Source organism: Streptomyces sp. NBC_01233 (assembly GCF_035989305.1).
Taxonomy (GTDB): domain Bacteria; phylum Actinomycetota; class Actinomycetes; order Streptomycetales; family Streptomycetaceae; genus Streptomyces.
Map to the genome: position 1 here is coordinate 8,773,255 of NZ_CP108514.1, position 17,418 is coordinate 8,790,672.

Consider the following 17,418-nt stretch of genomic DNA (forward strand, 5'->3'; position numbering starts at 1 on the left):
ATGTGCCGATGGCTCGCGTATTCGGGAACACCCATGCTGCTCGACACCATCCTGTACAAACCGGCTCACTCCCTGATCGACCAGAGCCTCCACTCCAAGCTCGGTGTGGAGACGACGAACGGCGACGGGTTCGGTGTCGGCTGGTACACGGGAGACATAGACTCGCCGGCGCTCCTCAGAGACGTCGGTCCCGCCTGGAACAACCGCAACCTGCGGGAGATGGCGGACCATGTCCGCTCCCCGCTGTTCTTCGCGCACATCCGGGCGTCGACCGGGACGGCGGTGCAGCAGTCGAACTGTCACCCCTTCCGGCACGGCCGCTGGATGTTCATGCACAACGGCGCGATCACCGGTTTCCACCTGATGCGCCGGGACCTCACCCTGCTCGTCGATCCCGCTCTGTACGCCGACATCGGGGGAACGACGGACTCCGAGGTGATGTTCTACCTGGCCCTCACCTTCGGCCTGGAAGAGGACCCGCGCGCCGCCATCGCCAGGATGGCGGGAGTGGTGGAGCGCGTCGGGCACGAGCACGGGGTGGAGTTCCCGCTCCAGATGACGCTCGCCATGACCGACGGTGAACGCGTCTGGGCCTTCCGCTACTCCAGCGGGCACGCTTCCCGCTCGCTGTTCTACAGCAGCAAGGTGGACTCGCTGCGCAGGCTGCACCCGGACATGGCGTTCCTCCAAGAGGTCTCCGACGAGACCCGCCTCATCGTGTCCGAACCCCTCGGCGATCTGCCGGGCGCCTGGAACGAGGTACCGGAGAGCAGCTACGGCGTCGTACAGCCGGGCGCGGACGAGCTGTTCCCCTTCACTCCGACGCCCGCGTGACGCGACCGCTCATTCGCTCGCGCGGGGTGTTCTCCGGGCCCGACGGGCCCGCCACGACCGACAGGAGACCGGGCCATGCGGAACTCGCTGCTCGACCTGGCAGAGGACTACGACTATCCCCTGCTGAACATGTTCTGGACCATGATGCTGATCTTCCTCTGGGTGCTCTGGTTCATGCTGCTCTTCCGCGTCATCGGCGACATCTTCCGTGACGACGATCTGAGCGGCTGGGGCAAGGCGGGGTGGACCGTCTTCGTCATCCTGCTGCCGTTCCTGGGCGTCTTCGTCTATCTGATCGCCCGAGGACGCGGGATGGGCGAACGCGAGCTCAACCGGGCCCAGCAGCAGGAACAGGCCTTCCGCTCCTACGTGCGCGAGAGTGCCGGGCCCGCCGACCAGGCCGAGGCACTGTCGAAGCTCGCCGACCTCAAGAACCGCGGCGACATCACGGCGGCCGAGTACGAACAGGCCAAGGCCAAGGTCCTCAGCTCCTGAGAAGGGACCTCGCGCTCCCGATCCTGCAGCGCCCGCCGGGCAGCCCCTATCCCCTTGTGGAGGGCCGATGCGCCCCTACCCGCCGATCGCCGAGCACGGTCTGATCGGGGACCTGCAGACCTGTGCCCTCGTCTCGTCCGAGGGGGTGTACTCAACTGGTTCTGCTCACCCCGCTTCGACTCGCCCGGCATCTTCGCCGGCCTGCTCGACGACAGCCGAGGCGGATACTTGGCCAACGCCTTCCGCAGCCGGCTGCTCCGGCGACTGAGGGACGACGGCGCTCCCAACGGCGAACCCCTGCAGAGCATGTACCGCGTCGACGGTGACCCGTACCTGACCGAGGAGGTCCTCGACCACATGGAAGGGTGGCGCGGCTCCGTACCGGTACGGTCGGGCAACGGTGCCGCGGACCAACTGCAGATGGACATCTGCGGCGAGGCCATCTACGCCCTCGCCAGGGCCGGCCGTCTCCATCAGGCCCGCTACTCCTTCGACGAGATGCTCACCTACGCCAACCACGTGGGGCTCTTCGCCGAAGAGGTCGGCCTCAGGGGAGAACAGCTCGGCAACTTCCCCCGGGCCTTCACCCACCTCGCCCTCATCACCGCGGCCCTCGCCCTCGACACCGAACTCGACCAGACCGCGAGCGCGGCCTGACGCCTGCTCTCCGAGGAGGTGCGACGCGATGGTGCTCGACCTGCTCCTCATCGGCCTGGCGGTCACGCTGTTCCCGCTGCCCATCATGGCCTTCGTCCTGGTGGTGTCCGCCCCCCGTGGGGTGCGCAAGGGCCTGGCGTTCATCATCGCCTGGCTGGCGTGCCTCGTGGCCGTGATCGCGATCGTCCTCCTCTTCACCGGCGGGCAGCCGCCCCCGCCCCGCTCTCCCCCCTCGATCGCGGCGCTCGTGGCCACGCTGGTGATCGGTGTCGGCCTGGTCGTGTACAGCGAGCACCGGCGGCGCCGCAGCCGCCGTGCCACCGCAACCGCGGATCCCTCCGCACAGGAGGGGCCCGCTGCCTCCGCGGACTCCGGGTCATCCGTGTCGTCCCGGATGGACGACGCCACCGGATGGTCCGCCGCGGCCCTCGCCGTGCTCCTTCAGCCCTGGGGGATGGTCGCCGCCGCGGCCGCCACCGTCGTCCAGGCCGACCTCTCCCACGGAGGGAGCTTCCTGGCCCTCATGGCCTTCTGCCTCCTGGCCACCTCCACCCTGTTGGCCATGGAGCTGTACATGGTGTTCGCGCCGGAGAAGGCCCAACTCGCGCTGCTGGGCCTGCGCGCATGGCTGGAACGGCACAAGGACCCGGCGATCGTCGTCCTGTGCCTCCTGCTGGGACTGTGGCTCGTCGGCAGAAGCCTCTACCAGCTCACCGGCTGACACCCCGCCGCCGCGCGTCGTGGCCGTCGCCGCGGCGTGAAGGTGCGGCGCCTTGCGGCGGATGCTGCAATGAGAGCAAAGCCGTGTCCGGCGCCACCGATGCACTTCCCCAGCCCACACCGCCGGGCCGTCGAGGCACACGCAAGGAGTGCGCATGAGCGACGACATCGAAGACATGGGCCCCGTCGACTACCTGGTCGTCGAGTTCCCCGGAAACCGCATGACGGGCGAGGCGTTCCCCCTGCTGATCGAGCTGGTGGAGAAGGGCATCATCCACCTGCTCGACCTCCGCTTCGTGCAGAAGGACGTCGACGGAACCGTCACCGCCCTGGAACTCACGGGCCTCGACGATGAGGCGAACTCTTTCGGCGTGTCCGTCTTCGAAGGCGCGTCGTCCGAACTGCTCGACCAGGAGGACCTCGACGAAGCGGGCAACGCCCTCCAGCCGGGCAACGCGGCCGCGATCCTCGTCTACGAGAACCGATGGGCAGCCCCCTTCGCCCGGGCCCTGCGCCGCAGCGGCGCGCAGATGGTGGCGAGCGGCCGCATCCCCGTGCAGGCCATTCTCGCCTCCCTCGACGCGGAGGAAGCCGCCGAAGGCGGCCACCTGTCGCAGTGACCCGGCCGGCGCCGGACGGTCAGCCACGGCGCCGGACGGTCAGCCACACCGGCGGTCCGCCGCCACCGGGCGGTCAGGTGCTGAGGATCCTGCTCTTCTGCTCCGCGAACTCCGCCTCCGTCAGGATTCCCTGCTCCTTCAACGCTCCGAGTTCCTTGAGCTGATCGATTTTGCTGCTCATGTCGTCCGCCATCGGCGGAGCAGGCGGAGCAGCGGCAGGGGCGGCGGACTGCTGCTGCGCAGCGGCTTGATCCTCCTGCGCGGCCCACCGGCCCGTCTGGCGCCGTGAAACGCGGTTGGACACCGCCGTCGCCGTACCGGCGACCACCGCGGTGCGCGCTACTCCTCGAAGAAGACCCACGTCAATCTCCCTTGCTGACGGGGCCGGCCCGGAAGTCCGGCCGCCGGCCCTCCACTGCTTCCAGCATCGCACCTCCGCCGGAGACTCACCCGGTGGTGGCTCCGGCGGTGATCAGGGCCGCGACCGCCGGCAGGCCGGTCTCGGCCAGGGCCCGGCGCTGGCGGTCGGCCGACGTGCCGTGCCGCAGGAGCCGGTGAACGAGCGAGCTCACCTCGCGGTGGTCACCGTTCTCCTCGAGGGCGGGGCCGATGTGCCGCAGGAGTGCGCACAGTACGTCCCCGCTGCTCCGCAGCCGGCCTCCCGGGTCTCCCGGGTCCATCAACGTGCTGCTCATCCCGTGCCGGGCCGCATGCCACGTCGCGGCCTGAAGGATCTCCGGTCGGCACGGCGTGGGAGCGGCTCCCGCCTTCTCCTCGGCGATCGCGGTGGCGGCGAGCCCGCGGACGACGCCGGCGAGCATGACCGCGTCGTCCGCCTCCAGCTGTACGTCACAGCAGCGCACCTCGATGGTCGGGTAGCGCTCGGAGAGCCGGGCCTGCCAGTACAGCTGCCCCCGATCGGGGATCAGCCCGGAATCCACCAGCTCGTCGGCCCGCGCCTCGTAGTCCGCGAACCCGGCGAAGTACGGTGGCGGGCCGCTGACCGGCCAGCGCCCGAAGACGATCGTTCGCCAGCTGGCGAAGCCGGTGTCCCGCCCGTCCCACAGGGGCCCGTTCGAGGACATCGCCAGCAGGGTCGGAAGCCACACGCGCAGCCGGTTCAGGACGGCCACTGCGGTCTCCGGGTCGGGAATCCCCACGTGGACGTGCATTCCGCAGATCAGCTGCTCGTCGACCAGCAACCGGGCCTCTCCGCGCATCTTCAGATACCTCGCCGTACTGGTGACGGGTACCGGGAGCACGTCCCTGACCGGCGCGGTGGCGGAGATCGCGATGCGGCAGCCGTGGGCCTGGGCGGCGGAGGCGACCGCGTGACGCAGCCGCAGGAGATGACCCCCCACCTCCTCCAGGGCCGTGCACACGGGGGTGGCGACTTCGATCTGCGCCTGGAGCAGTTCGTCCTGGACCTCTCGCGCGTCCGCGATCGGTGTCAGGCTGGCCGTGGCACGCACCTCCTGCACCAGCGGAACGGGAAGGAGGGTCTCCGGGTCGACCAGCAGGTACTCCTCCTCGACCCCAAATGTGATCATGCTGGGTGGCTACCCCGAACTCGCTGCGACCACCCAGGCGAAGGGTTATTTCGGCGTAATAGGGAAAAAATTGCCGCTCTTCGCGTCCGTGTGGCGGGGATGAGACGGCCAGGGCGCGCCGGGGTCAGGGGCAGCTCGACTCCGGGTCGTCGTGGACCAGGGCGCAGATCATCTGCTCGCCGCGCCGGTGGTCCGGATAGGTCGTGAGCAGCTCGGCCTTGAAGTCGTTCCACTGGCGGGTGATCTCGGCGGTGGCCCCGGACACGGCGTGGCCGAAGTTGTCCCCGGTCCTCGAGCGGTGGGACGCGGAGGTGTCCTTGTTCACACCTTGGTTGTGAGTGACACGGCTGGCGCAGTCCCCGGCCTTGACGCCGGTGGCATCGAAGTCGGAGTAGCAGCCGGTCGTGAGGTCCGCGGGTATGCGGGCACGCGCGTCCCGGGTCCAGTCGGCGTCGTTCATGGCGCTGTAGCGGCGGATGTCGAGGAAGGGGGCGACATCGGTACGTGCCAGTCCGGGCGGGTCGGCGAGGCCGACCGGACCGGGGGCGGTCCGGTCGGACCAGTTGGAGTGCGAGTAGAAGTCCTCGATCTGGTGCCACCCGCGGCCGAGCTGTTCCAGGACGTCGCACTTGGCACGGTCGGGCGTCTCCTTCCACGTGCAGGGGGAGGAGAGGTCGCTCTGGTCGGCCCGGATCCTGCCGTCCGCGTCGACGAGGCCGTCGGCCGCCCGGACGGCGTTCCGGAAGCGGGTGACGGAGGTGCGGATACAGGCGAGGAGCTCGGTGGTGGCCTCGTCCCGGCTGCGGGGATAGTCCTGGACGTAGCGGGGGGCGAGGTAGTCGGCGTTGTCGCAGTGCAGCGGGCCGAGGAGGAAGTATCCGCCGTGGTCGTTGGCGTTGACCGCCCCGTCGCGGGCGTCGGCCATCGCGGACAGGGTGACCGGCTCCCAGGGCAGGGCCGCCCGGGTGATGTCCTCGTGGTTGTCACCGGTGAACGCGAGCGCGGGATCGGGCGGCGCGGCGGCCAGGGCGATCGCGAAGGCGGCCGCGACGGTCGTCCGCGGCAGGCCGGGCAACAGGCGGTGTGACACGCGAACCTCCCCTCGTACGAGTCATCCGGAGCCGAAGCCTCTCGGCGCGGTCACGACGTCCGGGCCGCCTTGCTCCTGCTCCGTGCCGGCCGCTTCGCCCGTGATGGCGCGGTCTCGGCCTGCACGGTGGGCCATTTGAGTTCGACCTCCAGCTCGACCTGCCCGTCGCCGACCTCGACCTCGATCTCGGTGCTGACTTCCTCGGGGACCTGCAGGCTCAGCGTCCCGGAGCCGAATTCCAGTTCGACGTTGCCGCCCTGCCTCAACGCCTCCGCGAGCGCGGAGAGCTGATCAGCGGCCTCGAGGCGTGACAGGGAGCCCTTCTGCTCAAACTTGAGGTCCTTCACGATGTCTCCCATCCAAGCACCGCTTGCGTCCGTAGTGGTCGGTCAGCTTGCCGCGGGGGATCATCAGCGCTGCCATGACCAGGAGAAAGATCGTGATCGCGACCTGCACTCCCTGCACGGTCGTGTCGAGGTCCTCGCTGATGTCGTTGATCATCACGTTCATGTTCGAACCGGCGAAACTGCAGATGAACTGGGCCAGGGCGAGCGGGGCCAGCACACCGCGCAGGGCACCGGGCGCGCGTCCCGAGGTATCGGCTTCGGCCACCGGCACTGCTCCCTTCTGACCTGCCTCAAGCCTGCGCCGCGGCTCGGCTCGCCGCATTCCGGATCAGGAGGCTGCGCCCCCATCGCCCCCATGCGCCGTACGCGGTGAGGTTCTAGGGTTGAAACGAAGGCGTATCAGTGATCATCCCCATCCCCATCCCCCTTCTTTGCCCCCGTGCTCGGGCGGGACCACACCCCGGAGGACGTGCGACATGGCCACTGCATCTGAAACCCCTGTCCTGGACACCCTCGCCGCGATGACGATCGACTCGCTCGAGCGGTGCGGCTTGGCCCCGGACATGCTCCTGCTCACCCGCATCGCGGCCCTCGCGGCATCGGACGCCCCGCCGATCTCCTACGCCGCCCACATCGACCCCGCCCTCCGAGCGGGCCTGACCGCCGAGCAGTTGCAGGACGTGCTGGTCGCCATCGCCCCCATCGTGGGCACCGCCCGCGTCATGACGGCAGCCGGCAACATCGCCACGGCGCTGGGCATCGCCATCGCCGTCGCCGAGGCCGAGATCGAGGCCCAGGGCTGAGACGGACCACGCACGGCAACCACGGGACGGCGCCCGGGCAGGGCGCCGTCCCAGTGCTGAGGACGCAGGTCCAGACAGGAGCGCAGTGATGTCCCAGAGCGCGACCACCGCGATGCGCGCGGTCCCCGGCAGCACGCCCCAGGAACGTGCGGCCCACGGCAAGGAGGCCCGGAGCCGCTCGCCACGGTCGGGGCACGCCGTGTACCGGCCGTCTCCGGACAGGCTGGACCCACTGGCGATCCTGGAGGCGCAGTCCGCGGCCCGGGTGCCCGAGCTCGTCCCGATCCGCTACAGCAGGATGTCGGAGTCGCCCTTCCGGTTCTACCGGGGAGCCGCCGCGATCATGGCGTCCGACCTGGCCGGCAGTCCCGACTCGGGAGTCACGGTCCAGCTGTGCGGGGACGCGCACCTGCTGAACTTCCGGCTGCTGGCCTCTCCGGAGCGGCGGCTGATGTTCGACATCAACGACTTCGACGAGACCCTGCCCGGACCCTGGGAGTGGGACGTCAAACGACTGGCGGCGAGTTTCGTCATCGCGGGCCGGGCGAACGGCTTCGACGACGACGAGCGCGCAGGCATCGTGAGCGCTGCCGTGCGCTCGTACCGCGAGGCGATGCGCGGCTTCGCCGGCATGGGCAACCTCGACGTCTGGTACGCGAAGATCGATGCTGACCGCTTGGAGGCCCTCACCACGGATCAGCTCGACAAGGGCGGACGCAAGAAGCTGGCCCGCGCCATGGCGAAGGCCCGTACGCGTGACACGCTGCAGGTCTTCGACAAACTCACGGAGCTGGTCGACGACCGGCCGAGGATCGCGGCGGACCCCCCGCTGCTGGTGCCGCTCGCGGACCTGCTCCCGGACATCGAGCGCGGGGAGCTCGAGAGCCGGTTCCGCCGCCTGGTGGCCTCCTACAGCCTCACGATGGCGAGCGACCGGCGGGCGCTCCTGGAGGACTACCGGATGGTGGACATGGCCCGCAAGGTGGTCGGCGTCGGCAGCGTCGGGACCCGCTGCTGGATCTTGCTGCTGCTCGGCCGCGACGGCCAGGACCCGCTCTTCCTGCAGGCCAAGGAGGCCGACACCTCCGTGCTCGCCCCCCACATCGGCGCGAGCCGGTACCGCAACCAAGGCGAGCGCGTGGTCTCGGGACAGCGGTTGATGCAGGCGGCGAGTGACATCTTCCTCGGCTGGGAGCGGGTGGACGGGATCGACGGCAAGCAGCGCGACTTCTACATCCGCCAGTTGCGCGACTGGAAGGGCATCGCCATGCCGGAGACGATGCCGCCCGGACAGCTGGAGACTTTCGGCGAGGTGTGCGGCATCACCCTCGCCCGTGCGCATGCGCGGTCGGGCGACCGGATCGCGATCGCCGCGTACCTGGGCCGCGGCGAATCCTTCGACCGGGCGCTCGTCACCTTCGCCGAGGCGTACGCCGACCAGAACGAACGCGACCACCAGGCCCTGGTCGACGCGGTACGCGCGGGCCGGCTGCCGGCGCAGGAGCTGCCAGGGGCCTGAGCGCGGGACACGAAAATTCTCGACCGGTCGTCGTCATGGCGACCGGTCGTTCGCATGCCAAGGCGTCGTCACGGTGTCCCGGCTGCTGTGGAGCGGCCGGTGTCCGCGGGCTGCTCGGAGAGCGGAGCGGGTGGATGTGCCGTGCCGGCGGGGAGCAGTTCGGTCGTGGCGAAGGAGATCACGGCCGCGAGGATGACGATGGGAATCATGGCGGAGCTGCCCAGCAGCAGCACCACGAGGACCACGCTGCTGACCGGTAGCCGCATGACCGCAGCGGTGGCCGCTGCCATGCCCGCCGCCATGGCCGGTACGGTGCCCAGGCCGGGCAGGGGAGCCAGGAGCGCTCCGGCTGCCGCTCCGAGGAAGACGGCGGGGAAGATGGCGCCGCCGCGCATGCTGCCCAGACAGAGCGCGTAGGCGATCGTCTTGAGGAGCAGGACGGCGATCAGTGCACCGACGCCCCAGGCCTGCGGGTCGGCGGTCAGCTCGCCGAGGGTGGCCTGGCCCGACAGGGCGACGTCCGCGGGCGTGCGGCCGGTGGTCAGCGCGTAGACGGCGGCGCAGGCCGCAGCTCCCAGCGCGCACAGGACCGTGCGGGGCAGCACCCGGGCGGAGACGAAGGCCGCGACCCGCCGGCCCGCCTCCAGGACCGGGTTCAGGAGTACGGCGAGGACGAGGGCGATGAGGATCGTCCAGAGAACGTCCGCGGGGTCCAGGCGCGGCAGGGGCGTGGGCAGCGTGAGGTTGAGGCTGCCGGTCTCCAGGCCGGTCCACTGTCCGAAGCCCGTGAAGACCAGGGCCCCGATTCCACTGGAGAGCAGGGCGGGGAGCATCACCGCGAAGAGCTGGGGACCGCCTATCCCCGACACCTCGATGAGGAGTACGGCGGCGATCAGCGGGTTGCCGAAGATCGCCGCGATGGCGGCCGCCGCACCGGCCGCGCCCAGCAGCGCGGTGGTCTGAGGGGTCGCCGGGGTCCGTGTGAGGTCCCGGAAGAGCAGGGCCAGGCCGCCGCCGAGGGCGACCAGTGGTGCCTCGGGTCCCAGGACCGCGCCCAGAGGCAGGCTCGCGGCCGCCGCGAGCACCACGCCCGGCAGCGCGGCCGGGGTCGTCGCGCCCGCGTGCAGACCGCCTGCGGGTATGTGGCCGCCCCCGCCGGTGAGTCGGCCGGCGATCAGGCCGACGAACAGGCCGGCGATCAGCAGCAGGGGCAGCGGCCACCACCAGGGGGCCGCGTCCCAGCCCAGGTGGTGCGGAAGGTCCGACCAGAAGACGTTTTGCAGTTCGTGGAGTCCGACGAGGAACCAGAACGCGATGAGCGACACCGGAATGCCGATGAGGGCCGAGTAGACGAGGATCACGAGGTAGCCGGGGGCGTGGAGGATCTCCCGCAGCCGGTCCGCCTCCTGCGGCTGGCCGCTGGGGGCGTCAACGGGTCGAGGACTCGGCTCCTTCATGGAATTCCTTCTTCCTGATCCCTGGCCGCGGTGTCCTTCGGGGCGGCCACCGGCAGTGCGATGCCGACGGCGCCCCCTGCGCCGCCGGCCGGACGCCGCCGCCGAGGCGGCCGAACCCCTCGTCTCGATGATCCCGCCGGCCGGCGGTATCCGCCGCTGGAAGGTTCGTGGCCGCGCCACCGGGCCCCGGCCTCGACGCCGACGGCGCCGTAGCAGCCGAGGACATGCGGCAGGGGTGAACCACGGGCGTCCGCACGGCGGGCGAGGTGTCGTCGAGGCCGAGGGCGAGGACCCGCTGCTCTCCAGGGCGGCCCTGGAGGGTCAGAGCGTCTCGCTCAGCGAGTCCGCCAGGCGCCGCCGTGCCGCCCGTATCGCCGGGAGCGTCGCCGCCGCCACCGCACCCAGCACCGCCCCGACGATCACCGTCGACAGCACCGGAAGCGGGGGCAGTTGCGCGATCCCCGCGCCGATGCCACTCGACGCGCCCTGGGTGTCCACCAGCCAGCTGCCCGACAGCGCACCCACCGTCGTGCCCACCGCTGCGGATACGAGCGCGGTCAGACCGGCGGCCGTCACGATCATCGATCCGATCTGCCGGGGCGTCAGCCCGATCGCCTTCAGCGCGAGCAGGTCGCGGCCCCGGTCGCGTACGCCGGTGCTGATCAGCGTCAGCAATTCGGTCAGCCCGATCAGTGCCAGCACCGCGATCAGGGCGGCGATCACTGCGCGTGCCGGCTCCAGCCGGTCGGCCGGATTGGGTGTCTCCCGGATCTCCAGCGTTCCGCCCGCCGCCGCGGCGAGCTTGCCGCTCACCGCGCGGGGGTCCGCCCCCGTGCGCAGCTCCAAGGCATGGAAGGCGGGCCGCAGCTGCGGGTCGCGCTCCCGCAGGGCGTCGATGGTCGTGGTGATCACCCGGCCGCCGGATTCGGGTTCGATGGTGCGGCCGACGAGGTGGAGGATCTGTGGCCGTCCCTCGACGGTCATCCGCACCCAGTCGCCGACCCGCACCCCGAGGAGGTCCAGCAGCCCTTGCCCGACCACTGCCTCGTCCGGTCCGCCGACCCCGCGCCCTTCCACCACCGCGGAGGGATACGGGTGCCGAGCCGTGCCCAGCCCGCGGAGCGTGATGGTGTCGGTCTGCCCCGGCACGAGCGCCGCCATCTCCGCGCCCGGATGGACCGCGGTGACGTCCGGGATCGTCGAGAGGGTCTTCTCCAGCTCCGAGTCCGACGGGCCGGCGGGCTGCTGGGCCCGTACGGTCAGTGCCGCGGGCAGTCCCATCTGCGCCGGCCGGCTGCGGAACTGGTCCAGCGTCGACCAGGCGACGAGAGCGACCGTGATGAGCATCAGGGGCAGGGCGAGCCGGGCCACCGGTATGACCGTCCGGCCGCGTCGCGCGAACGCGGCACGCCACCCCAGGACCAGGGCCGGGGGAACCCGCATCCCGAGAGCCCGCCTGCCGAGCGCGGTCATCGGCGCGGCGGAGGGCAACGCGGCCCGTGCCACCGGCACCGGTGGCACCCGTCCGGCCCGCCAGGCCGAGAGCCCGGTGGCAGCCGCGATCAGGAGCACCGCGCCGCAGGGGATGCCGATCATCAACGCGGTGTGGCCGGGCAGGTCCTCCCACACGGCCGCCGCCTCGCCGATCCGGCCCGGTATCCGGGCGCCCAGCAGGGCGATGGCCGCCGTGCCGAGGGCCGTGCCGAGGAGCGCGAAGGCCAGGTGCTGTACGAGGAACCCGCGGGTCACCTGGCCGGGGGTGAAGCCCACGGCCTTGAGGATGGCGATGTCCCTCAGCTGCCCGCGGACCCGGGCGCCGATCGCTCCGGACGCGGCGAGCGCCGCCGCGAGCAGGGCGCCGAGCCCGAAGACGGCGAACATCTGCCCGAGGAGCTGGTCGTCGCCGCCCGCCTCGGCCCGTGTCTGCTGCCACTTGGTGACTTGGGCCACCCGGTCGGCACCGAGGACGGTCACGGCGCGCTGGACCATGAAGTCGGTGTCGTTCGGATCCTCCAGGCGCAGGCCCACGCTCTGCCCGGTGTCGCCGTGGGCGATCTCGGCGAGGGTGCCGGGGAGCACCCAGCCGATGCCCGGTCCGCCCCCGGGCCGGTAGCGGGGCTCGGCCGCCTCGGCTATCCCGCTCACCTGTAGCGCGCGCGGGGCGCCGTCCGAGCCGGTGACCCGCACCGTGTCGCCCGGCTCGGCCCACAATGCCCGCGCGACGGAACTTTCCAGCACGACGGCGGCGGCCCCTGTGTCGCCGTCCGGTGGGGCGAGCCAGCTGCCGGCGGTGACGATCGGCAGCCCCGTCCCGGGGGGCGCCACCGCGGTCGCGCGCAGGGTCATCCCGGCCCGCGCGCCGCGCGACTCGACGGTCGTCGCCGCTGTGCGGTAGGGCCCCGAGAGGGCGGCGATACCGTCCACGCCGGTCAGGGCGTCCATGTCCGCCCCGGCGCGGGTGTGCAGCCAGATGTGCGCGCCCTGGGACTGGTTGAAGATCCGCTGCCAGGGGTTGGCGGCGTAGCTGAACAGCGCGCCCGCCAGGAGGAGCGAGGCGATGATCCCGGCGCTGGCCAGTACGACGAAGAGGGCTTCGCCGCGGTGCGCCCGGAGGTCGGCGTGCGCCCAGCGCAGAGTGGCCCGCACGGTCACTCCTTCAGTTCGAGTACGCCGCGGACGCCACGGGCCGGCTCGCGGCGCCCGTCGTCGAGCTGCGCGTCGTCGGCGATGCGCCCGTCGAAGAAGCTGATGACGCGGTCGGCGGCGCTGGCCATCCGGGCATCATGGGTGACCATCATGATCGTCTGGCCGCGCTGGTGGAACCGGGAGAGCAGCCGCAGCACCTCGCGGGTGCCCTTGCTGTCGAGGCTGCCGGCCGGCTCGTCGGCGAGGAGCAGTGCGGGGTGGTTGACCAGCGCCCGGGCGAGTGCGACCCGCTGTTGTTCGCCGCCTGACAGCTCGCCCGGCATCGACCGCTCACGGCCTTCCAGACCGAGTTCGGCGAGCAGTTCGTCGCGGGAGTCACGGGCGGCCTTCGGGGAGGCGCCGGCGAGGAGGGCGGGCAGTTCGACGTTGTCGGCGACGGTGAGGTTGGAGACCAGGTTGAAGAACTGGAAGACGACGCCGATGCTGCGTCGCCTGAGGACCGCCCAGCGCGCCTCGCGGTACTCGTCGACCCGCTGTCCGCCGATCCAGAGCTTTCCGCTGTCGGGCCGTTGGAGGCCGCCGATCAGGTGCAGCAGCGTCGACTTGCCGGCTCCCGAAGGCCCGGTGACCGCGACGAACTCGCCCGGCTGGACGGCCAGGTCCACCCCGCGCACGGCGTGCACCGGCGCACCCTCGCCGTGGTGGGTCTTGGTGATGCCCTCGGCGCGGACGATGGGTACGGCAGGAGCGTTGGTGGCGTCGTCGCTCATTCCAGCTCCTCCTGACAGCGTTCCAGCCAGTCGAGGTCGGCCTGCAGGTGCAGCATGGCGCCCTCGATCAGCAGTTGGGAGACCTTGTTGTCGCGGTTTTCGGCTGCGGCCAGTTTCGACAGGTCCCGCATGGTGTTGAGGTACTGCCGCCGCTGCTTGTTGATCAGCGCGACCGGGTCGGCCAGCCCCGACTCCGGCGCGAGAGCGAGCTTCATGAAGAACTCGTCCCGTACCCGGGGCTCCTCGGCGGTGTTCTCGAACCAGGCCAGCACGGCCTCGTGCCCGGCGCCCGTCAGCCGGTACGTGCGCTTGTTGGGGCGGCCCGACTGCTCGACGTCCTCGCCTTCGATCAGACCGCTTTTCTCCAGCCGGCCGAGGGTGACGTAGATCTGGCCGACGTTGGGCTGAGGGTACGCGGCGCCCAAGAGCTTCTCAAGGTCCTGCTTGAGCTCGTAACCATGAGCAGGGCCACGGGCGAGCAGTGCCAGGAGCGCCAGCCGCACTCGCTCCCCCCTCCTTCCCGCTCCGTAGTCACCTGTTCACTCGGCATGGGGCCAGTGGCCACCGCCACCCGTCTTGCCTGCCTGGGCGTCTAGTATCGCCCATGCCTAACGGGTATATATAGGCCGCGATGGTCGGCGGCGCAGCCGGATCGTGCACTGGGAGGAACCTATGCGGTGGATGCGTGCCGCGGGTAGGGCTCTCCTGGTCGCGGCGGTGGTGCTGGCGGGATACGCCGGTTTCGGCGTCCGTGCGGACGCGGGCGCGGGCGCGGCCGCCGGGGCCCGCGGCCCCCTGACGCTCGTGACGGCGGGCGATCTGACCCACTACCTCTCCCCGCTGCTGGACGACTGGAACGAAGGCCATCCCGGCGAGCGCGTCACGCTCGTCGAGCTGCCCGACTCGGCGGACGAGACCCGGGCCCAGATGATCAGCGAGCTGCGATCCGGCAACAACCGGTTCGACGTGCTGAACATCGACGTCGCCTGGACGTCCGAGTTCGCGGCGGCCGGATGGATCTCCCCGCTCCGGCGTGACCGCTTCCCCCTGGACAGCTTCCTGCGGCCGGTCGTCGACACCGCGACCTTCGACGGCCGGCTGTACGCGGTCCCGTACGTCACCAACGCGGGACTGCTCTACTACCGCAAGGACATCCTGGACGAGGAGGGCGAGGAACCGCCGCGCACCTGGGCGGAACTCGTCCGTCAGGCGCGCACGATCGCCCCGAAGCACGGGCTGGACGGCTACGCCGGCCAGTTCCTGCCGTACGAGGGGCTCACCGTCAACGTGACCGAGGCCGTGCACTCGGCGGGCGGTTCGATCCTGCGCGACGACGGCGCCCGGGTGACCGTGGACTCCGACGCGGCGGGCGCCGGACTGCGCTTCCTCGCGGACGGCGTGAGGGACGGCTGGATCTCCCGCGACGCGCTCGGCTACAAGGAGGAGGAGTCCCGGCAGGCGTTCCAGGACGGCCGGCTGCTCTTTCTGCGGAACTGGCCCTATGTGTACGCGGACGCGAGCGCGGAAGGGTCGAAGGTCGCGGGCCGGTTCGGCGCCGTGCCGCTGCCCGGACCCGACGGGCCCGGCACCAGCGTGCTGGGCGGCTCCAACCTCGCCGTCAGCAGCCGTGCGCGGCATCCTGCGTCGGCAGCCGATCTCATCTCCTACCTCACGAGCGAACGGGTCCAGCGGCGGGTGCTCACCGAGGGCTCGCTGCCACCGGTGCGCGCAGCGCTGTACGAGGACCCCGGGCTGATCCGCGCGTATCCGTACCTGCCCACGCTTCGCCAGAGCGTGCTGTCGGCGGCGCCGCGCCCCAAGAGTCCGCGCTACGACCAGGTGAGCCTCGCGGTGCAGGCCGTGGCGCAGGACCTGATGGCGCTGCGCCAGACGCCCGAGCAGGCGGTGGCGCGGCTTGCGCGCGAGCTCGGGACCATCTCCCGCGAGCGCTGATCGCACTCGGCCACCTCCCTCAAGGGCTCCTACTTACACGTTAAGTAGGAGCCCTTCTTCATGCATCTGGGTATTTCGGCACAAACCATCCCAGCTTTCGGCTGTTTATGGACACATCGTTGACACCTTCCAGTCGTCGGTACTTAACATGCATGCATAACAGCGCACCTGATTCAGGGCGCTCTCGCATTCAGCAGAAACAGGTCGACGCGAGATGCTCAGCACCCTTCCGGCCGGCACCGGCCACCCCTCCCGCACCGCCACCACACCTGACCCCTGGTGGCGCGACGCGGTGATCTACCAGGTCTACGTCCGCAGCTTCCTCGACAGCACCGGGGACGGCATCGGCGACCTGGCCGGCGTACGGGCCGGGCTTCCCTACCTCAGGAAGCTCGGTGTCGACGGCATCTGGCTCAGCCCCTTCTACCCGTCGCCCCAGCACGACCACGGCTACGACGTCGCCGACTACTGCGGCGTCGACCCCGTATACGGCGACCTCGCCGAGTTCGACCGGCTGGTGTCCGACGCCCGCCGCCTCGGGCTCAAGCTGCTGCTCGACATCGTTCCCAACCACTGCTCCAGCGAGCACCCGTGGTTCCGCGAGGCGCTTGCCGCAGGGCCGGGCAGCGCCCCGCGCTCCCGCTTCCACTTCGCGCCCGGCCGCGGCCCGGAGGGGGCGGAGCCGCCCAACAACTGGCGCGCCATGTTCGGCGGTCCCGCCTGGAGCCGGATCACCGAGCCCGACGGCACCCCCGGAGAGTGGTACCTGCACCTCTTCACGCCCGAGCAGCCCGACCTGAACTGGCGCGACCCCGTCGTGGGCGACGACTTCGAGCGGGTGCTGCGCTTCTGGCTGGACCGCGGTGTCGACGGCTTCCGGATCGACGTCGCCGCCGGACTGTTCAAGCACCCCGAGCTGCCCGACTCGGACGATCCCGGAGCCGACGAGCGGGCCCGCGACGCCGTCAACCAGCTGGCGTGGAACCAGCCCGAGGTCCACGACGTATGGCGCCGCTGGCGCGCGGTCTGCGAGGAGTACACCGCCGGAGACGGCCGTGAGCGACTGCTGGTCGGCGAGGTGTCCGTGCCGACCGCACGCGAGCACGCCGCGTACGTCCGCCCCGACGAACTGCACCAGGCGTTCTTCTTCGACCTGCTCAGCGCACCCTGGGACGCCGAGGCCTTCCGCGCGACGATCACCGAGGCGATACGCGACATCGCCGGCACCGGCTCCACCGTCACCTGGGTCCTCAACAACCACGACCAGGTCCGCACGGTCACCCGCTACGCGGGCGAGCCCGGCGTGGAGGGCAGCGGGCTGGGAGCCGCCCGCGCCCGCGCAGCGGCCCTCCTGATGCTCGCCCTGCCCGGCGCCGCCTACGTCTACCAAGGCGAGGAGCTCGGCCTCCCGGAGGTCCTCGACCTGCCCGACGAGGTCCTCACCGACCCGATCTTCCGCCGCACCGGCAGCCGCAAGCACGTCCGGGACGGCTGCCGCGTGCCACTGCCGTGGTCCGGACACGCCTCCCCGTTCGGCTTCAGCCAGGAGGCGGTCGGAGCCAAGCCGTGGCTGCCGCAGCCCGCGTGGTTCGCCGAGCACGCCACCGACCGCGCCCTGGCCGACACCCGTTCCTTCTGGCACCTCTACCGCGACGGCCTCCAGCTGCGGCGCACCCTGCCGCAGCTCGGCGACGGCACCCTGCGCTGGCTGGACGCGCCTGCACACGTGCTGGCGATCGCCCGCGGCGACGGCCTGGTCTGCGCGGTGAACTTCGGCACGGAGCCGGTGCCCGCCCCGGTCCTCGGGACCCCGCTGCTCGCCAGCGGGCCCTGTCCCGACGGGGTGCTCCCCGCGGCGACCGCGGCCTGGTGGGCGGGCGAGTACCCGGCCCCGTAGCCCGCGCCCCCAACCCGCAGACCCCGAGTTCCTCCTCCCTCCCCCCGCCCTGCCCCTGAC

At 71.2% G+C, this 17,418-nt stretch carries 17 protein-coding genes and 1 pseudogene; 9 read left to right on the plus strand and 9 right to left on the minus strand.

Annotated features, from left to right (window positions below; all coding sequences use genetic code 11):
* The 5 genes and pseudogenes from OG332_RS40845 to OG332_RS40865 all read left to right on the plus strand — a co-directional run bounded on the left by OG332_RS40845 (position 1) and on the right by OG332_RS40865 (position 3,326).
* Positions 1–834: a class II glutamine amidotransferase gene (locus OG332_RS40845; RefSeq protein ID WP_327418182.1), complete on the plus strand. Its 834-nt coding sequence runs from the start codon at positions 1–3 to the stop codon at positions 832–834.
* A 75-nt stretch (positions 835–909) separates the two neighbouring features.
* Positions 910–1,329, plus strand: coding sequence for an SHOCT domain-containing protein (locus tag OG332_RS40850; protein ID WP_327418183.1), 420 nt, complete (start codon positions 910–912; stop codon positions 1,327–1,329).
* Positions 1,330–1,560: 231 nt separating this feature from the next.
* Positions 1,561–1,986, plus strand: a pseudogene (locus OG332_RS40855) (glycoside hydrolase family 15 protein); the annotation flags it as partial.
* A gap of 28 nt (positions 1,987–2,014) precedes the next feature.
* On the plus strand, positions 2,015–2,707 hold the full coding sequence (locus OG332_RS40860) for a GAP family protein (protein ID WP_327418184.1): 693 nt from the start codon (positions 2,015–2,017) through the stop codon (positions 2,705–2,707).
* A 154-nt stretch (positions 2,708–2,861) separates the two neighbouring features.
* Positions 2,862–3,326, plus strand: coding sequence for a DUF6325 family protein (locus tag OG332_RS40865; RefSeq protein WP_327418185.1), 465 nt, complete (start codon positions 2,862–2,864; stop codon positions 3,324–3,326).
* 73 nt (positions 3,327–3,399) lie between these two features.
* On the opposite strand, the gene OG332_RS40870 is transcribed toward OG332_RS40865, so the two are convergent.
* From OG332_RS40870 to OG332_RS40890, 5 genes are all read right to left on the minus strand, one after another.
* Entirely contained in the window at positions 3,400–3,687 is a 288-nt protein-coding gene (locus tag OG332_RS40870) for an SHOCT domain-containing protein (protein WP_327418186.1), read from the minus strand.
* Positions 3,688–3,772: 85 nt separating this feature from the next.
* A complete protein-coding gene (locus OG332_RS40875) occupies positions 3,773–4,876 on the minus strand; it encodes a carboxylate-amine ligase (protein WP_327418187.1) in 1,104 nt (367 codons plus the stop codon).
* A 124-nt stretch (positions 4,877–5,000) separates the two neighbouring features.
* A complete protein-coding gene (locus OG332_RS40880; RefSeq protein ID WP_327418188.1) occupies positions 5,001–5,966 on the minus strand; it encodes a hypothetical protein in 966 nt (321 codons plus the stop codon).
* 50 nt (positions 5,967–6,016) lie between these two features.
* On the minus strand, positions 6,017–6,313 hold the full coding sequence (locus tag OG332_RS40885; RefSeq protein ID WP_327418189.1) for an amphi-Trp domain-containing protein: 297 nt from the start codon (positions 6,311–6,313) through the stop codon (positions 6,017–6,019).
* Positions 6,294–6,578 (minus strand): MFS transporter, encoded by a 285-nt coding sequence (locus OG332_RS40890; RefSeq protein WP_442816292.1) that lies wholly within the window; start codon positions 6,576–6,578, stop codon positions 6,294–6,296. Before OG332_RS40890 ends, OG332_RS40885 begins: the two co-directional genes overlap by 20 nt.
* A 211-nt stretch (positions 6,579–6,789) precedes the next feature.
* Here OG332_RS40890 and OG332_RS40895 point away from each other — a divergent pair, with 211 nt between their 5' ends.
* Positions 6,790–7,116 (plus strand): carboxymuconolactone decarboxylase family protein, encoded by a 327-nt coding sequence (locus tag OG332_RS40895; RefSeq protein WP_327418190.1) that lies wholly within the window; start codon positions 6,790–6,792, stop codon positions 7,114–7,116.
* 88 nt (positions 7,117–7,204) lie between these two features.
* Positions 7,205–8,635 (plus strand): DUF2252 domain-containing protein, encoded by a 1,431-nt coding sequence (locus tag OG332_RS40900; protein ID WP_327418191.1) that lies wholly within the window; start codon positions 7,205–7,207, stop codon positions 8,633–8,635.
* 68 nt (positions 8,636–8,703) lie between these two features.
* Here OG332_RS40900 and OG332_RS40905 read toward each other — a convergent pair whose 3' ends face one another.
* The 4 genes from OG332_RS40905 to OG332_RS40920 all read right to left on the minus strand — a co-directional run bounded on the left by OG332_RS40905 (position 8,704) and on the right by OG332_RS40920 (position 14,011).
* A complete protein-coding gene (locus OG332_RS40905) occupies positions 8,704–10,092 on the minus strand; it encodes a chloride channel protein (RefSeq protein ID WP_327418192.1) in 1,389 nt (462 codons plus the stop codon).
* A gap of 321 nt (positions 10,093–10,413) precedes the next feature.
* Complete coding sequence (locus OG332_RS40910) at positions 10,414–12,738, minus strand: FtsX-like permease family protein (protein ID WP_327418193.1); 2,325 nt, start codon at positions 12,736–12,738, stop codon at positions 10,414–10,416.
* A gap of 2 nt (positions 12,739–12,740) precedes the next feature.
* Positions 12,741–13,508 (minus strand): ABC transporter ATP-binding protein, encoded by a 768-nt coding sequence (locus OG332_RS40915; RefSeq protein ID WP_327418194.1) that lies wholly within the window; start codon positions 13,506–13,508, stop codon positions 12,741–12,743.
* The gene (locus tag OG332_RS40920) at positions 13,505–14,011 is read right to left on the minus strand and encodes a PadR family transcriptional regulator (protein WP_327418195.1); all 507 of its coding nucleotides are present in this window, start codon (positions 14,009–14,011) and stop codon (positions 13,505–13,507) included. Before OG332_RS40920 ends, OG332_RS40915 begins: the two co-directional genes overlap by 4 nt.
* 169 nt (positions 14,012–14,180) lie before the next feature.
* Here OG332_RS40920 and OG332_RS40925 point away from each other — a divergent pair, with 169 nt between their 5' ends.
* Entirely contained in the window at positions 14,181–15,461 is a 1,281-nt protein-coding gene (locus OG332_RS40925; protein WP_327418196.1) for an ABC transporter substrate-binding protein, read from the plus strand.
* A gap of 214 nt (positions 15,462–15,675) precedes the next feature.
* A complete protein-coding gene (locus OG332_RS40930) occupies positions 15,676–17,358 on the plus strand; it encodes a glycoside hydrolase family 13 protein (RefSeq protein WP_327418197.1) in 1,683 nt (560 codons plus the stop codon).
* The last annotated feature ends 60 nt before the right edge of the window (positions 17,359–17,418 follow it).